This window comes from Streptomyces sp. NPDC020489, from assembly GCF_044386545.1.
Classification (GTDB): Bacteria; Actinomycetota; Actinomycetes; order Streptomycetales; family Streptomycetaceae; genus Streptomyces.
This window is the reverse complement of sequence record NZ_JBIRUZ010000004.1, coordinates 601,561-617,930: the sequence shown is the minus strand read 5'-3', so window position 1 is coordinate 617,930 and position 16,370 is coordinate 601,561. Positions and strand designations below refer to the sequence as shown.

General features: G+C 71.8%; 16 protein-coding genes. 14 read left to right on the top strand and 2 right to left on the bottom strand.

The window, feature by feature from the left end:
* Nucleotide 1 precedes the first annotated feature (1 nt).
* The 3 genes from ACH41F_RS13430 to ACH41F_RS13420 all read left to right on the top strand — a co-directional run bounded on the left by ACH41F_RS13430 (nt 2) and on the right by ACH41F_RS13420 (nt 2,638).
* Nucleotides 2–571, top strand: coding sequence for a hemerythrin domain-containing protein (locus ACH41F_RS13430; protein WP_391238654.1), 570 nt, complete (start codon nt 2–4; stop codon nt 569–571).
* Nucleotides 572–635: 64 nt separating this feature from the next.
* Nucleotides 636–2,159 (top strand): FAD-dependent oxidoreductase, encoded by a 1,524-nt coding sequence (locus tag ACH41F_RS13425; RefSeq protein ID WP_391238657.1) that lies wholly within the window; start codon nt 636–638, stop codon nt 2,157–2,159.
* 26 nt (nt 2,160–2,185) lie between these two features.
* Entirely contained in the window at nt 2,186–2,638 is a 453-nt protein-coding gene (locus ACH41F_RS13420; RefSeq protein ID WP_391238660.1) for a DUF6098 family protein, read from the top strand.
* A gap of 94 nt (nt 2,639–2,732) precedes the next feature.
* Here the strand turns inward: ACH41F_RS13420 and ACH41F_RS13415 are convergent, their stop codons facing one another.
* Nucleotides 2,733–3,623 (bottom strand): SDR family oxidoreductase, encoded by an 891-nt coding sequence (locus tag ACH41F_RS13415; RefSeq protein ID WP_391238662.1) that lies wholly within the window; start codon nt 3,621–3,623, stop codon nt 2,733–2,735.
* Between the two features lie 335 nt (nt 3,624–3,958).
* Between ACH41F_RS13415 and ACH41F_RS13410 the strand changes: the two genes are divergently transcribed.
* Nucleotides 3,959–4,450, top strand: a complete 492-nt coding sequence (locus tag ACH41F_RS13410) for a DUF1360 domain-containing protein (RefSeq protein ID WP_398835190.1) — start codon at nt 3,959–3,961, stop codon at nt 4,448–4,450.
* A 96-nt stretch (nt 4,451–4,546) separates the two neighbouring features.
* On the opposite strand, the gene ACH41F_RS13405 is transcribed toward ACH41F_RS13410, so the two are convergent.
* Complete coding sequence (locus ACH41F_RS13405) at nt 4,547–5,674, bottom strand: HoxN/HupN/NixA family nickel/cobalt transporter (protein WP_398835187.1); 1,128 nt, start codon at nt 5,672–5,674, stop codon at nt 4,547–4,549.
* 246 nt (nt 5,675–5,920) lie between these two features.
* Between ACH41F_RS13405 and ACH41F_RS13400 the strand changes: the two genes are divergently transcribed.
* The 10 genes from ACH41F_RS13400 to ACH41F_RS13355 all read left to right on the top strand — a co-directional run bounded on the left by ACH41F_RS13400 (nt 5,921) and on the right by ACH41F_RS13355 (nt 16,366).
* Nucleotides 5,921–6,862 (top strand): metal ABC transporter solute-binding protein, Zn/Mn family, encoded by a 942-nt coding sequence (locus ACH41F_RS13400; protein ID WP_398835185.1) that lies wholly within the window; start codon nt 5,921–5,923, stop codon nt 6,860–6,862.
* Nucleotides 6,859–7,710 (top strand): ATP-binding cassette domain-containing protein, encoded by an 852-nt coding sequence (locus ACH41F_RS13395; protein ID WP_391238673.1) that lies wholly within the window; start codon nt 6,859–6,861, stop codon nt 7,708–7,710. Before ACH41F_RS13400 ends, ACH41F_RS13395 begins: the two co-directional genes overlap by 4 nt.
* Nucleotides 7,707–8,585 (top strand): metal ABC transporter permease, encoded by an 879-nt coding sequence (locus ACH41F_RS13390; protein WP_391238675.1) that lies wholly within the window; start codon nt 7,707–7,709, stop codon nt 8,583–8,585. The genes ACH41F_RS13395 and ACH41F_RS13390 overlap by 4 nt, the downstream gene beginning before the upstream one ends.
* 116 nt (nt 8,586–8,701) lie before the next feature.
* Nucleotides 8,702–9,301, top strand: coding sequence for a DapH/DapD/GlmU-related protein (locus tag ACH41F_RS13385; RefSeq protein ID WP_391238678.1), 600 nt, complete (start codon nt 8,702–8,704; stop codon nt 9,299–9,301).
* 262 nt (nt 9,302–9,563) lie between these two features.
* Nucleotides 9,564–10,736, top strand: coding sequence for a hypothetical protein (locus ACH41F_RS13380; protein ID WP_398835182.1), 1,173 nt, complete (start codon nt 9,564–9,566; stop codon nt 10,734–10,736).
* Nucleotides 10,733–11,503, top strand: a complete 771-nt coding sequence (locus ACH41F_RS13375; protein WP_391238684.1) for a WecB/TagA/CpsF family glycosyltransferase — start codon at nt 10,733–10,735, stop codon at nt 11,501–11,503. The genes ACH41F_RS13380 and ACH41F_RS13375 overlap by 4 nt, the downstream gene beginning before the upstream one ends.
* Nucleotides 11,503–12,762 (top strand): nucleotide sugar dehydrogenase, encoded by a 1,260-nt coding sequence (locus ACH41F_RS13370; RefSeq protein WP_391238687.1) that lies wholly within the window; start codon nt 11,503–11,505, stop codon nt 12,760–12,762. Before ACH41F_RS13375 ends, ACH41F_RS13370 begins: the two co-directional genes overlap by 1 nt.
* Before the next feature lie 3 nt (nt 12,763–12,765).
* Complete coding sequence (gene wecB / locus ACH41F_RS13365) at nt 12,766–13,899, top strand: non-hydrolyzing UDP-N-acetylglucosamine 2-epimerase (protein WP_398835178.1); 1,134 nt, start codon at nt 12,766–12,768, stop codon at nt 13,897–13,899.
* 51 nt (nt 13,900–13,950) lie between these two features.
* The gene (locus ACH41F_RS13360) at nt 13,951–14,820 is read left to right on the top strand and encodes a chain length determinant protein (protein WP_391238693.1); all 870 of its coding nucleotides are present in this window, start codon (nt 13,951–13,953) and stop codon (nt 14,818–14,820) included.
* Nucleotides 14,783–16,366: an oligosaccharide flippase family protein gene (locus tag ACH41F_RS13355; protein WP_398835175.1), complete on the top strand. Its 1,584-nt coding sequence runs from the start codon at nt 14,783–14,785 to the stop codon at nt 16,364–16,366. The genes ACH41F_RS13360 and ACH41F_RS13355 overlap by 38 nt, the downstream gene beginning before the upstream one ends.
* The last annotated feature ends 4 nt before the right edge of the window (nt 16,367–16,370 follow it).

Here is a 16,370-nt window from a genome sequence, read left to right as displayed (position 1 = left end):
CATGGCCGGGATCGCGGCGAGCGGCGCCGACGTCGTCGCTCTGCTCATGCGCCAGCACGGTGACATCCGCAATCTCTTCGACGAGGTCGAGCGGACCGCCGGGGACGAGCGCCGGGCCGCCTTCCGTTCCCTGGTACGGCTGCTCGCCGTGCACGAGACCGCCGAGGAGGAGGTCGTCCACCCCTTCACCCGCGTCTCGGTCCCGGACGGGGAACGGATCGTCGACGACCGGCTGACCGAGGAACGAGAGGCGAAGGAGCTGCTGTCGCGGCTGGACGGGACGGACCCCGACGACCCGAAGTTCCTGCCCGAGCTCCAGACCCTGCGCACGGACGTGATGCGGCACGCCCGCGCCGAGGAACGCTACGAGTTCATCCACATCCGCCGTCACGCGGACACGGCCCGTCTCGCCTCCATGGCCGCCGCGATCCGGGCGGCCGAGGCGGTGGCCCCGACCCACCCCCACCCGGGTACCGAGTCCGCGGCCAGGAACCTCACCCTCGGCCCGCTCACGGCCCTGGTCGACCACACCCGGGACGCGGTCCGCAAGGCGCAGGGCAAGGACGGCTGACCCGTACGGCACAACCTGGGGTGACGAGTGCTTCATGGGGACCGCTCGGGGGAACCCGGCCCCCATGAGCGCACTCGCAGGTGATCACCAGTCGTACTGGATCGAGACCGCACCCCCCGGGCCCCTCCACCAGCCCCTCGACGCCGATCTCGCGGTCGACGTCGCGGTCGTCGGTGGCGGTATCGCCGGTCTGAGCACCGCCTGGGAACTGGCGCGGGCCGGCCGGCGGGTGGCCGTGCTGGAGGCGGACCGCATCGCGGCCGGCGTCACCGGCCACACGACCGCCAAACTGAGCGTTCTGCACACCCTCGTCTACGCGCGGCTACGGCGCTCACGCGGGCCCGAGGCCGCGAAGCTGTACGCACAGTCCCAGACGGACGCCGTCCGGCACGCCGCCGAGGTGGCGGGGCTGCTCGGCGTCGACTGCGACTGGGAGGACACGGCGTCCTACACCTACGTCCAGGAGCCGTCGGCGACGCAGGAGCTGAAGGACGAGGCCGAGGCCGCGCGGGAGGCGGGGCTGCCCGCCGAGTACGTGACGGAGACCGGGCTGCCGTTCCCCGTCGCGGGCGCCGTCCGGGTGGCGGAGCAGGCACAGTTCCATCCGCGCAAGTACCTCCTCGCCCTCGCCGAGGACCTGGTCCGGCAGGGCGGGATCATCCATGAACGGACCCGGGTCGTGGATCTGAAGGAGGGCGAGCCCTGCACCCTGCTGACCGAAGGCGGAGCCCGGGTGCGGGCCCATGACGTCGTGGTCGCCACGCACTACCCCATCTTCGACCGGGCGATGCTGTTCACCCGCCTCTCGCCGCGCCGGGAACTCGTCCTGACCGCGCCGATCCCGGCCGCCCTCGATCCGCACGGCATGTTCATCACCACCGAGCAGGGCACCCGCTCGGTGCGCACCGCCCCCTACGACGACGGCCGGCGGCTGCTGATCGTCACCGGTGAGCACTTCACCCCCGGCACCGCCGACGTGGAGGCCAGGTTCGACCGGCTCGCCGGCTGGGCGGGCGAGCACTTCGGCGACCTCGACTTCACCCACCGCTGGGCCACCCAGGACAACGACTCCACGGACTCCGTGCCGCTCGTCGGCCCGCTGCACGCGGGCAGCCGGCACACCTACGTGGCCACCGGCTTCGGCGGCTGGGGAATGAGCGGCGGCATCATGGCCGGCCGCCTCCTCCAGCGGCTGATCACCGGCGAGAAGTCGGCCTGGAGCGACCTGTACGACCCCCGGCGCATCCGCACCGTCGTCGGTGAGGCCCCCGCCTTCCTCAAGAACCAGGCCAAGGTCGCCCGGCACTTCGTCGGGGACCGTCTGACGGCGGCCGGGGGCTCGGTCGACGACATCGAGCGCGGGGACGGCGCCGTCGTACGGGTCGACGGACACCGCTGTGCCGTGTACCGCGACGAGGAGGGCGAACTGCACGCCGTCTCGGCGCGCTGTACGCACCTGGGCTGTCTGGTCGCCTTCAACGCCGCGGAACGCGCCTGGGAGTGCCCGTGCCACGGGTCCCGGTTCACCCCCGACGGGGAGATCGTCCAGGGACCGGCCGTGCGGCCGTTGGAGAAGCGGGACATCTGACGCCCGCACGGGACGGAAGTGAAGACGTGAAGAGGTCCCCCGAGCGGCTGCCGGTTCTGCGGACCCTCGACGAGCTGGCGGAACTGGTGGAGCGCTGCCCCCGCCTCTATGTGCGCTGGTCGCGTGGCCCCGAGGCCGACCGGGAGCTGAGCGAGAGCCGCGACGGCCTGACGGGCGTCCGCATGTCCGGGCTGTCGGCCAACCCGCTCGCCGTCGAGTCCTGGTGGGAAGGGCGCCCGGTCGACCTGTGGGTGGCCCGGCGGCTGTACGACTACTCCCACCTGCCCCGGGAGAAGGGCGAGGGGGTGCGCCCCTACGTGCTGCGCGGCCGTGAGAAGGGGCGCGGGCCCGACAACGAGCCGTTGGTCCAGGACGTGGAGCCGATCGGCTGGATCGACGAGAAGGTCATCGAGGAGGCGGTGGCCGCGGTGATCGGACAGGCGGGGCCCTGGGGCACGATGCGACGCCACCAACCGTGAGCCGTCCACCCCTGGAACTCTTGACGCGAGCGCCGGGTGTGCGGTGCCCTTCCAGGACCGCGCACCCGTCGCCGTGGCGCGTCTCTCACCTCGCCTACGGCAGCGGCGTGCCGCCCGTCACGTTGAGGATCTCCGCCGTGACGAAGCCGGCGTCCTGGGAGGCCAGGAACACGTAGGCCGGGGCGAGTTCGGCGGGCTGCGCCGGCCGGCCCAGCGGGCTCTGCTTGCCGAACTCCGCGGTGTCGGGCATCGTCGCGGGGATCAGCGGTGTCCACACCGGCCCCGGCGCGACCGCGTTGACGCGGATGCCGCGCTCGGCGAGCATCTGGGCCAGCCCCTGGGTGAAGGTGACGATCGCGCCCTTCGTCGTCGCGTAGTCCAGCAGGTGCGGACTGGGCTGGTAGGCCTGCACCGAGGTCGAGTTGATGACGCTGCCGCCCGCGGGGATGTGCGGCACGGCGAACTTCGTCAGCCAGAACATGCCGTAGAGGTTGGTGCGCATCACGCGGTCGAACTGCTCGGTCGAGATCGCCTCGATGCCGTCCGGCTGCGACATCTGGTAGGCCGCGTTGTTCACCAGGACGTCGATGCGCCCGAACTCCGCGACCGCGCGTTCGATCAGCGCCCGGCACGCCTCCTCGTCACGGATGTCGCAGGGGACGGCGACGGCCTTGCGGCCGGCGTCCTCGACGAGCCGCGCCGTCTCCCGCGCGTCGTCCGCCTCTTCCGGGAGGTGGGTGAAGAGGACATCGGCGCCCTCCCGGGCGAAGGCCAGCGCCACCGCCCGTCCGATGCCGGAGTCGCCGCCCGTGATGACGGTCGCGCGGCCCTCCAGTCGCCCGCTGCCCCGGTAGCTCTCCTCCCCGTGATCCGGCGGCGGGTCCATCGGCCCGGTCCAGCCGGGGTGCTGCTGCTCCTGCGACGGGAAGTCGGGGCGCGGGTGCCGGGTCACCGGGTTCTGCCGGTCGTGCTGCGAATCGGTCACGTCGGTCTCCTGATCACGGGAGCGGGTGTGCACAGGCCGGGTTCCCCGCGTGCGACGACCGAAAAGTCGAGGTCCGGACCGAGATCAGCGCTCCTGGCGGGGCCTGACCGGCCCGTCATCACCACTCCCGGCGGACGAGTGCAGAACGCGGCATCCAGGGCCCACGGCCCTGAGCCTGCCCGGGTACGCACAGGACCCAGCAGCCGCGTCCGGGGGTGCAGATGTGCGAGGCGGCCCGGTCGAGCGAACGGGACGCGCGGCGCGTGTCACCGCGACCGGCGGGGGAACCCGGGGCCGGCCGGGACAAGGACCATCGCGCTGTGCAAGGAGACCTCATGACGACCGACGTCGCTCGCTACGACGAGCAGGGCGACACGCCCCTCACGGGTTACGCGGTGCTCGCCGGCACCTTCACCGCCGGGGTCGCGGCGTTCGCGGCGGTGGCCCGTCGTCGTGGGGTGCGGCTGCCCGCCCGCGTGCCGCTCGCCGACGTCGCCCTGCTGGGCGCGGCGACGTTCAAGGCGTCCCGGCTGCTGACCCGGGACAAGGTCCTCAGTCCGCTGCGCGCCCCCTTCACCCGCCGCCGGTCCCAGGGCCCGGGCGGCGAGGTCATGGACGAGGCCCGGGGCCACGGCGCGCGCCACGCGATCGGTGACCTGGTGTCCTGCCCGTTCTGCAGCGCGGTGTGGGTGGGGGGCGCCCTGATGTGCTGTTACGTCGCCGTCCCCCGGGCGACGCGGGTGGTGAGCGCGGGCCTCGGCGCCGTCACGATGGCGGACTGGCTCCACTACGCGTGGAGCTGGACCCAGGAGTCCGCCGAGGGGTGACTCGGGCGGTGCGACCGGAGGCTTTTGCAGGCCGGGGTCCAATCGGGAGCGGGCCCTCCCTGGGTGGCAGCGCGGCCCAGCGCCCGTGACCGGCGGTCATCGACCCGCCGCCCTCGCGCCCTCGGGCTCGGCACCCGCGGGCGGGGCGAGCGCCCGGGTCCACTTCTCCTCGATCCGGCCGACCTTCCAGATCAGCAGGGCCACCGCCCAGGTGACGACGAACAGGCCTACGACGACGTAGCCGACGATGTTGAGGTCGAGGCCGGAGACCCGGTCCCAGAACGGGCCGTGCAGGTGGGCCTGGTCGGCGATCAGACCGAGGAGTTCGACCGTGCCGATGAGGAGGGCGACGGCGACCGAGAGACCGGTGACGGTGAGGTTGTAGTAGACCTTGCGGACCGGCTTGGAGAACGCCCAGCCGTAGGCGAAGTTCATGAACGAGCCGTCGATGGTGTCCAGCAGGGACATCCCGGCCGCGAACAGGACCGGCAGGCACAGGATCGCGTACCACGGCAGCCCGGAGGCCGCGCCCGAGCCGGCGAGCACCAGCAGCGCGATCTCGGTCGCCGTGTCGAAGCCGAGGCCGAACAGCAGGCCCAGGGGGTACATCTGCCACGGCTCGGTGATCGACTTCATCAGCCGCCCCAGCAGCCGGTTCATGAAGCCCCGGTTGTCGAGCTGCTCCTCCAGCGCGGCCTCGTCGAAGTGGCCCGTGCGCATCTGCCGGAAGACCTTCCAGATACCGGCCATGATCACCATGTTGATGATCGCGATGAGGTACAGGAAGGCCCCGGAGACGGTGGTGCCGATCCAGCCGGTGACGCCGTGCAGCGTGGAGTCGTCGTCCGCGACCGGACCTGCCAGCGCCTTGACCCCGAGGGACAGCAGGAACGCGAGCACGAAGACGATGCTGGAGTGTCCGAGGGAGAACCAGAAGCCGACCGACAGCGGCCGCTTGCCCTCGCTCATCAGCTTGCGGGTGGTGTTGTCGATCGCGGCGATGTGGTCGGCGTCGAACGCGTGCCGCATCCCGAGGGTGTAGGCGGTGACCCCGATACCGACCCCGAAGCTCTTCGCACCGAGGCTGTAGTGCTCCGGCGCGACGATCACGACCAGCGTGAACCAGCCAACGACGTGCAGCGCCAGGATGAACGCGGCCATCCCGCCGAGGCTCGCCCACTCCTTCCGGGTCATGGCGCTGCGGACACGGTGAGCGGTGATCATGGAGATGCGGGCCTTACTGGTCGATGAGCGGCCGTTCTCAGCCGCACGACCAGGCTTCTGCGAACGGATTGCAGGTACAACCACCCAGCGGTAAAGCCCCCGTCACGCTTCGACCAGCCCCTCTGTCAAGTATTGGCAATGGTTTTCACATGGAACGGACGCGAACCCACTTCTGACATTCATTTTCATCTAGCGTGGCGGGCGTCCCCTCTCCCCCTTTCTGTTCCACCCCTACGCGGAGGATCCATGTCCACGCCCCCGTCCCGGCGCCTCGCCGCCTCGATCACCGGCGCCTCGCTGGCTGCCCTGCTCGCGGGCTGCGGCGGCTCCTCGGACTCCGCCGACGGCACGAGTGCCGCGCAGAGCCCGGCCGCCGCGTCCGCGATATCGGTCGTGGCCTCCACCAACGTCTACGGCGACATCGTCGGCCGGATCGGCGGGACCAAGGTCGACGTCACCTCGATCATCAGCGACCCCGACCAGGACCCGCACTCCTACGAGGCCAACACCCAGAACCAGCTGGCCCTGTCGAAGGCGAAGGTCGTCGTCGAGAACGGCGGCGGCTACGACGACTTCGTCGACCGCATGCTCAAGAGCGGCAACTCCTCCGCCGAGGTGGTCGACGCGGTCAAGGTCTCCGGCAGGACCGCCCCGAAGGGCGGCGAACTCAACGAGCACGTCTGGTACGACTTCCGGGCCGTCGCCAAGATCGCCGACAGTATCGCCGCCGCCCTCGGCAAGGCCGACCCGGACGACGCCGCCACCTTCACCGCCAACGCCGAGACCTTCAAGGCCCGGCTCCAGCCGCTGGAGGCGAAGGAGGCGCGGATCAAGAAGGAACACGCCGGCGAGGCGGTGGCCATCACCGAACCGGTGCCCCTGTACATGATCAAGGCGAGCGGTCTGCGGAACGCCACCCCCGAGGAGTTCAGCGAGGCGATCGAGGAGGGCAGCGACGTCTCCCCCAAGGTCCTCCAGGCCGCGCTGGCGCTGTTCTCCGGCAAGAAGGTCGAGGCGCTGGTCTACAACGAGCAGACCTCCGGCCCGCAGACCGAGAAGGCCGAGGCCGCGGCCAAGGCGGCCGGCATCCCCGTCGTACCGGTGACCGAGACCCTGCCCAGCGGCAAGGACTACCTCGGCTGGATGACCTCCAACGTCGACGCGCTCGCCGGCGCGCTGGACACGTGAGCGGCCCGGCCCGGATCCCGGCCCAGGGCGGCGGCACCCCGGTCGTCAGCCTGCGCGGGGCCGCGCTGTCGTACGGCGACCGGGTCGTCTGGCAGGACCTCGAACTGGACGTGCGCCCCGGGGAGTTCCTGGCCGTGCTCGGCCCGAACGGGGCCGGCAAGACCAGCTTCGTACGAGCCCTGCTGGGTCGCCGGCCGCTGTCCGCCGGGACCCTGACCGTGCTGGGCCGCCCGCCGCGGGAGGCCGCGCGGGAGATCGGATACGTGCCCCAGCAGGCGGAGTCGGCGGCCCAGTCCCGCCTGCGCGCCCGCGACCTGGTGCGCTTCGGCATCGACGGGCACCGCTTCGGGCCGCGCCTGCGCACCGAGGCCGCCCGGCGGCGGGTGGCGGAGATCCTCCAGGCGGTCGGGGCGTCGGCGTACGCGGACGTGCCGCTCGGCCTGCTGTCCGGTGGCGAGCGCCAACGCGTGCGCATCGGGCAGGCGTTGGCGACCGACCCGCGGCTCCTGCTGTGCGACGAACCACTGCTCTCGCTGGACCTGCACCACCAGCGGGCCGTCACCGAACTGGTCGACGCCCGGCGCCGTTCGCACGGCACGGCCGTGGTCTTCGTGACCCACGAGATCAACCCGGTGCTGGGCCTGGCGGACCGCGTGCTGTACCTGGCCCGGGCAGGTCACCGGGTCGGCCCGCCCGAGGAGGTGCTGACCTCCGCGTCCCTGTCGGAGCTCTACGGGACGCCGGTCGACGTCGTGCGCGTGCGGGGCCGGGTCGTGGTCGTCGGCGCCCCGGACGAGACGGCCGCACCACCCCATCACCCCTCCCCCACCGAGGAAGTGCGCACATGACGTTCGCGACGGGGGTCTGGCAGCAGATCTTCAGCTTCGACCACTACGGCGAACTCCTCGCCCTGGTCCGCAACTCGCTCGTCGCGGGGGCCGCGCTGGGCCTGGTCGGCGGCCTCGCCGGGGTCTTCGTCATGATGCGCGACCTGCCCTTCGCGGTGCACGGCATCAGCGAGTTGTCGTTCGCGGGGGCGTCGGCGGCGCTGCTGCTGGGTGCCGACGTCGTGGCGGGTTCGATCGTCGGCTCGCTGCTCGCGGCGGGCACGATCGGGGTGCTGGGGGCGCGGGCCCGGGACCGCAACTCGGTGATCGGCATCATCATGCCGTTCGGTCTCGGCTTGGGCGTGCTCTTCCTCGCGCTCTACAAGGGCCGGGCGGCCAACAAGTTCGGCCTGCTGACCGGGCAGATCGTCGCAGTCGACACCCCGCAGATGGCGTGGCTGCTGGGCACGTCGGCGCTGGTCGTGGTCGCGCTGGCGGTCATGTGGCGGCCGCTGTCCTTCGCCAGCGCCGACCCGGACGTCGCCGAGGCCCGCGGAGTGCCGGTGCGGGGCCTGTCGTTCGCGTTCATGCTCGCGCTGGGGCTGGCGGTCGCCCTGTCGGTCCAGGTGGTCGGGGCGCTGCTGGTCCTGAGCCTCGTCGTCACCCCGGCCGCGGCCGCCGCCCGCGTCACGGCGTCCCCGGTGCTGCTCCCGGCGCTCAGCGTGCTCTTCGCCGTGCTCTCCGTCGAGGGCGGCATCCTGCTCGCGCTCGGCAGCTCCATCCCGATCAGTCCGTATGTCACCACGGTCTCGTTCACGATCTACGTCGTGTGCCGGATGGCGGGCCGTCGACGCGTACGGCGCTGGGGAGTTCGGGGGACGGCCGCGGCCGCCTAGGGATCGGGCACCGGCGAAGATCGGCCGACCCCACCGGAATCCCTTCGCCCACGAGCGGGGCGTACGTATGGTGATCCCGTCACGGCACTCTCCTGTTGTCGGAAAGGTTCAGCCTGATGAGCTCCAGGATCCAGCCGACCGCCCAGGTCGACGAGACGGCCACGCTCGGCGACGGCACCACGGTCTGGGACCTGGCCCAGATCCGGGAGGACGCCCGGCTGGGCAGCGGATGCATCGTGGGCCGGGGCGCGTACGTCGGTCCCGGCGTGCGTATCGGCGACAACGTCAAGCTCCAGAACTACGCGCTGGTCTATGAACCCGCGGTCCTCGCGGACGGTGTCTTCGTCGGCCCCGCGGCGGTCTTCACCAATGACCACTTCCCCCGATCCGTCGACACCCAGGGCAAGTTGAAGCGTGGCGACGACTGGGAGGCCGTGGCCGTCGTGGTGGCGGAGGGCGCCTCGATCGGGGCCCGTGCCGTGTGCGTGGCCCCCGTCCGCATCGGCCGCTGGGCGCTCGTCGCGGCGGGCGCCGTGGTCACCCGGGACGTGCCCGACTTCGCCCTCGTGGCCGGGGTGCCGGCGCGCCGGATCGGCTGGGTCGGCCGGGCCGGCGTACGGCTGGTGGAGCGGGAGGGCGCACCGGGCACCTGGGAGTGCCCCGAGACGGGTGAGTCGTACGAGGAGAAGGACGGCGAACTGGTTCCCCGCGTGTGAGGGCCGTTTTCCTAAAAACGTAAATCCTCGAACATCTATAGCCATAACGTGTGTGCGGTCTGTGCAGACACAGCACAATGAGCACACGAACCGGTAGTGCCCAGGGGGGGTTACGGGGTGGGGACACCTATGCCTGCTGCCAGGAGCCAAGACCACTCCTGCGCCTGACGTCTGCACTTTTGCGCCGCACGGCCTCGAGCGCCGCGGCGATCACCAGTCTGCGCGAAAACAGGACCCACAGGGGGGTTGGTGTGCCCAGAAGATGACCGACACACGCCTGGCGGCCCTAGGCCGAGACGAACCGCCGCTGCTCTCGCTGGCCCAACGGCTGTTGTCGGTGGCCGAGTCGGGGCTTCCGCAGATGCTGCTCCCGGGTGGTGAGGCCTTCTCCTTCACCATGGCCGGGCGCAAAGCCCCGGACGGTTCCTGGACGTTGGAGCGGCGCGGCACCAGCACCCGCTACGCGGCCATCACCGCACTGGGGGTGGAGTTCCTCCCCGAGGACCGCCAGCGCGCGGTGCTCGCGGGGCGCACCGCCCAGGAGTTCACCGGTCTGCTGATCGAGTCGCTGCCCGCGGTGGCCAACCTCGGGGACGCGGCGCTGATCGCCTGGGCCGCCGCCGAGACCGGACACCCCAAGCTGTCCGACGCCCTCGCCCGTGTCGAGGCCCTCGACGTGGAGGGGCGGCCGCAGTACACCGTCGAGGCCGCGTGGGTGCTGTCCGCCCTTGCGGCGGCGCGCGGCACGGTCGACGTGGAGAGACGTTTCAGCGCAGCTCGCGACCGCCTTCTGCGCGCCCGGATCGGCGCCAGCCCGCTCTTCCCGCACGCCACCGGACCCGGGTTGGTGCCCTGGTACCGGGCGCATGTGAGCTGCTTCGCCGACCAGACGTACCCGCTCCAGGCCCTGGCCCGCGCCCACGCCAGCGACGACCAGGGCGGCGACCTGGAGGCGCTGGCCGCGTCCGAGGCATGCGCGGCGCGCATCTGCGAGCTCCAGGGCGCGGGCGGGCAGTGGTGGTGGCACTACGACGCGCGTACCGGCGGGGTCTTGGAGGGCTACCCCGTCTACAGCGTCCACCAGCACGCGATGGCGCCGACCGCCCTGTTCGACCTCACCGACGCGGGCGGCAGCGATTTCGGCGCCGCGATCCGCAAGGGGCTGCGCTGGATGACGGAGGTGCCGGAACTGGCCGAACACCCCGAGCACCGCGAGCCGTTGATCCTCGACGAGCTCGGCGCCACCTGGCGCAAGGTCTACCGGGGCGACCCGAAGAAGGCCGTACGCGCCGCCCGGGGCCTGGGCACCCGCCTCGTCCCGAGCCTGCGACTCAAGCCGCTGGACCGGGTCTACCGTCCGCTGTCCGTGGACCGCGAGTGCCGCCCGTACGAGTTCGGCTGGATGCTCCACGCCTGGCAGGGGGGCCGGATATGAGAGAGCGTCAGACGCTGTTCGGGGTCGAACTGGACCCGCTGACCATGGACGAGACCGTACGGCACTGCCTCGACGCGGTGCGCGACGGGCGCCAGTTGGAGATCGGCGTGGTCAACGCCGCGAAGCTGGTGAACATGCGGCGCGACCCGCGGCTCGCCGAGGCCGTGTCCGGCTGCGATCTCGTGGTCGCCGACGGGCAGGCCGTGGTCTGGGCCGGCCGGGTGCTGCGCGCCCCGCTGCCCGAACGGGTGGCCGGGATCGACCTGTTCCTGCGCCTGCTGGCGGAGGCCGAGTCGGCGGGCATGTCGGTGTACTTCCTCGGCGCGCGGCAGGAGGTGCTGGCCGAGATGGAACGCCGGGTGGCCGACCGCTTCCCCGGTCTGAAGGTGGCCGGCAGCCGCCACGGCTACTTCGACGACTCCCAGCAGGAGGCCGTCGCGGACGCGATCGCCCGCAGCGGTGCCCAGATGCTCTTCCTCGGCATGACCTCGCCGAAGAAGGAGATCTTCACCGCGGCCTACGGCGCGCGCACCGGCGCCCGGGTGGTGCACGGCGTCGGCGGCTCCTTCGACATCCTCGCCGGGGTCACCAAGCGGGCCCCCGCCGCCTGGCAGCGCATGGGCCTGGAGTGGCTCTACCGCGCGCTCCAGGAGCCGCGCCGCCTGGGCCGCCGCTACCTGACCACCAACGCCGCCTTCCTTGTGATGACGGCACGCGAGTTCCTCCGGCCCACCCCGCAGGCCGCTTCCGCGAACAGGAGTCACTGATGCGTGTCGTCGTGGTGGGACAGGGATACGTCGGACTGCCGCTGGCCGTCCGCGCCGCCGAGGTCGGGCACGAGGTGATCGGCTACGACGTCGACACCCGGCGGATCAAGAGCCTGGCCGCGGGCGAGTCCTTCGTGGAGGACGTCTCCTCCGAGCGGATCCGGGCGGCGCTGGACAACGGCACGTACCGGCCGAGCGACTCGGCCCGTGACTGCGGGGGGTTCGACGTGGCCGTCGTGACCGTCCCGACCCCGCTGCACGAGGGCACCCCCGACCTGCGCTACATCAGGGAGTCGGCGATCACCCTCGCTCGCTACCTGCGGCCCGGGGCCACCGTGGTGCTGGAGTCGACCACCTACCCCGGCACCACGCAGGAACTGTTCGCCCCGATCCTGGAGGACGGCTCCGGCCTGACCGCGGGCACCGACTTCCACCTCGGCTACAGCCCGGAGCGCATCGACCCCGGGAACGCCGTCTGGGGCTTCAAGGAGACCCCGAAGGTCGTCTCCGGTGTCGACGCGGCGTCCCTGAAGGCCGTGCAGGACTTCTACGGCGAACTCGTCGACACCACCGTGCCGGTGAGCTCCCCCAAGGAGGCCGAGCTCGCCAAGCTCCTGGAGAACACCTTCCGGCATGTGAACATCGCGCTGGTCAACGAGATCGCGATGTTCGCCCACCACCTGGACATCGACGTCTGGCAGGCCATCGAGGCCGCCTCCAGCAAGCCCTTCGGCTTCATGAAGTTCACACCAGGACCGGGTGTCGGCGGCCACTGCCTGCCGATCGACCCCTCGTACCTGTCCTGGCGGGTGCAGCGCGAACTCGGCCAGAGCTTCCGGTTCGTGGAGCTGGCCAACGACATCAACAACCACATGCCGGAGTACGTGGCACGCCGCGTCAGCGACCTGTTCAACCGCATGCGCCGTTCGGTGAACGGCTCGCGCATCCTGCTGCTGGGCCTGGCGTACAAGAAGAACACCGGCGACGCCCGGGAGTCGCCCGCGCTGCGCATCTCCCACCTGCTGCTCGACAGCGGGGCCCAGGTCAGGGCGGCGGACCCGCACGTGGTCGAGAGCCTGCCGGTGGACACCCGGCTGGTGCGGGTGGAGCCGACCGCGCAGGAGCTGTCCTCCGCCGATCTGGTGGTCCTGCTCACCGACCACGACAGCTTCGACTACGAACTCGTCGCCGAACACGCCCCCCTGGTCCTGGACTGCCGCCGCCGGCTGCCGTCGGGGCCCACGATCGAGGTGCTCTGAACCATGCCGCGCATCGTCTGCGTCGCCGGGGCCCGCCCCAACTACATGAAGATCAAACCGGTGATGGACGCACTGGAGCGCCGAGGCGCCGAAGTGGTCCTCGTCCACACCGGGCAGCACTACGACCCGGCGATGAACGACGTGTTCTTCGCCGACCTCGGCATCCGGCCGCCCGACCGCTTCCTCGGCGTCGGCTCCGGCAGCCACGCCGAGCAGACCGGCCGGGTGATGACCGCCTTCGAGCCGCTCCTCGCGGAGGTGGCGCCCGACCTCGTGGTCGTGGTCGGCGACATCAACTCCACGCTGGCCTGTGCCCTGGTCACCGCCAAGGCCGGACCACTGCTCGCCCATGTCGAGGCGGGTCTGCGCAGCCGCGACTGGGGCATGCCGGAGGAGGTCAACCGCGTCGCGACCGACCGGGTCAGCGACTATCTGCTGGCCCCCTCCCCCGACGCCGCCGACAACCTGCGCGCGGAGGGGTACCGGGAGGACCAGATCCACCTGGTCGGCAACGTCATGATCGACACCCTGCTGGCCAACCTGGAGCGGGCGCGCGCCTCCGACGTCCTCACCCGACTCGGCCTGACCCGGGGCGAGTTCGGCCTGGTCACCCTGCACCGGCCCGCCAACGTCGACGACCCCGCGGTGCTCACCGGGCTCCTGAAGGCGCTGGGCGAGATCGCCGAGCGCTGCCCGCTCGTCCTGCCCGTGCACCCGCGCGCGGCCGAGCGGCTGGCCGAGATCGGCGCGCCCGGCGGCGTCACCCTCGTACCGCCCGCCGGATACCTGGATTTCATCGCCCTGGAGGACTCCGCCCGTGTCGTCCTGACCGACTCGGGCGGGGTCCAGGAGGAGACGACCGCGCTGGGCGTGCCGTGTGTGACGCTGCGGGACAACACCGAGCGGCCCGTCACCGTCGAGCAGGGCACCAACGTGCTCGCGGGCCGGGACCCGGCGCGCATCGTGTCCACCGCGCACCGCGTGCTGGACGCCCCTCCCGCGCCGCGTCGCCCCGAACTCTGGGACGGCCGGGCCAGTGAGCGCATCGCCGAGGTGCTGCTGGAAGGGGGGACCGCGAGCACCCGGCCCAGACCGACCGACCAGCCCAGACCCGCCGGCCGACCACTCCCCATATGATCCGCACGCCACATACGTTCGTCGAACATCTGGTCGCTAGGGGGGACCGTCATGGATCTCGCTGAGATCTTCCGGGTCATGCGCAGGCGGTGGTACGTCCTGCTGCCCGGGCTCTTGCTGGCCGCGGGCCTGACCTTCGCCGTGGTCCTGGTGGTCCCGGTGACCTACCAGTCGCAGAGCACGGTCGTTCTCCTCAACTCCCAGAAGGCGACGGTCGCTTATGACGGCAACCCCTATCTGAGCACCCAGACCTCGCTCACCGGCATGGCCGACAGCCTGGCCCGCAACCTCAACTCCGACGTCTCGGTCCGGGAGCTCAAGTCCCGGGGCGCGACCGGCACCTTCGAGGCCAAGCTCGCCGACAACGCGCAGGGGCCGCTGCTCTGGCTGACCGTCACCGGCACCGACAAGAAGGCCACGCTGTCCTCGGACCGCATCCTGACGGCGTACGCCAAGGAGCGGCTGCGGGAGTTCCAGGAACAGCAGTCGGTCGCCGAGAACGCCATGATCCGCATGACGACGATCGTCTCCCCGCAGACCCCGGTGGCGCAGACCAAGACACGGCTCGAGTACATGATCATGGCGGGCGGCGGAGGCTTCGTCCTCGCCATGATCGCCGTCTTCTACGTCGAGGCACGCAAGAGGCGGCCCGCGGCCGAGCCGCGGACGGAGCCGGGGGCGCAGTCGGACACGGACACGCAGGCGCCCGTCCCCGCCACCGCTGCCCCGGCCGGGGAGACGGTGGTGGAGGAGACGCTCGCCATCCGGCGCCCGCCCAGCTGGACGCGGTCCCGCGAGGACGCTCCGGCCGCCGAGCCCGAAGCGCCACGGCCCGCCATGGCCGTGGCGTCCGCCGCCGAGCCGCTCGACGAGGAGTCGACCCATGGACACCACCCGCGCTCCGGGCAGCGGGACCGGTGAGACGGGCGGCGCCCCCGCTCCGGTCGCTCCCGCACGCGAGGCCCCCGCTCCCGCCGCCGCTCCCACCCTGGGCGGCAAGGTCCGTTCGGCGGCCCGCTGGAGCCTGATCAACACCGTCGTCATGCGCCTGGGCAACTTCGCCACCGGCATCGTGCTGGCGCGCTTCGCCCTGGGCCCCGCGGAATGGGGCGTGTACGGCGTCGCCCAGACCGTGCTGCTGGTCCTGCTGTCGGCGAACGAACTGGGCGTGGGTCTGGCCATCGTGCGCTGGGAGGGCGACGCCCGCCGCTTCGCGCCGACCGTCCTGACGCTCAGCACCCTCTCCAGCGGCCTGCTGTACGCGGCCCTGTTCGCGGCGGCCCCGACGATGGCCGGGCTGCTCGGCTCGCCGGACGCCGCGAACGTCCTGCGGGTGATGTGCCTGTGCGTGCTGATCGACGGCATCGCCCAGGTCCCCGGGCACTTCCTCACCCGTGAGTTCGCCCAGGGAAAGCGGATGGCCATCGACGGGCTCAACTTCGTGGTCGGCACCTCGATGACGCTGCTGCTCGCCTTCCAGGGCCACGGCGCGATGAGCTTCGCCTGGGGGGCCGTCGCGGGCAACGTCGTGACGCTCGTCGGCTGCGCGCTGGCCGCCCCGGGCACCCTGAAGTACGGCTGGGACCCCGAACAGGCCCGCGCGCTGCTGCGGTTCGGCCTTCCCCTCGCGGGCGCGAGCATGCTGGCCCTCGCGGTGATCAACGTCGACACCATGGTGGTGGGCGCGACGCTGGGCAATGTCTCGCTGGGGTTCTACGTGCTCGCCTTCAACATCTCCGGCTGGCCCGTGCGGATCATCTCCGAGGCCGCCCGCCGGGTCTCCTTCGCCGGCTTCTCCCGCCTCGCCGAGTCGCCCCAGGCGCTCGCCCAGGGCTTCAGCCGCGCCCTCGGTCTGCTGGTCACCCTCACCGTCCCGCTCTGCGTCCTGCTGGGCGGTCTCGCGCTGCCCGTCATCGAGCTGATCTACGGCGACCGGTGGGGCCCGGCCGCCGCCGCGCTGCCCTGGCTGATGGCCCTCGGCCTGATCCGCATCGGCTCCGAACTCGCCTACGACTGCCTGGTCGCGGTCGGACAGCGCCGCGCCCTGTTCCTGGTGCAGGGCCTGTGGCTGGTCGCGCTGGTCCCGGTGCTCCTGGCCGCCGCCCGCCTGAACGGCATCGTGGGCGTCTCGCAGGCCCATGTCCTGGTCGCCGGCGGGCTGGTGGTGCCGGTGTTCCTGGTCGCGCTGGGCCGTGGCGGCATCGGCGTCGGCCGGATCGCCAGGGCCTGTGCCTGGCCGTTCCTGGGCGGGGCCGTGATGGCGGCGATCATCCTGGTCCTTCAGCCCCGGTTCGGTGACAGCCGTCTCGCCCTTCTCGCCCTCAGCACGATCGCTCTGGCCGGCTACACGGTGTGCGTACTGCCCAGCCGCGACTTCCTGCGCGGCGTCGAGCGCGGCGGCCGTCCCCGGCGGGGCCGGCACCGCTCGTCCACACCGGTCCGGTCCACCCGACAGGACATGAGGTGAACGC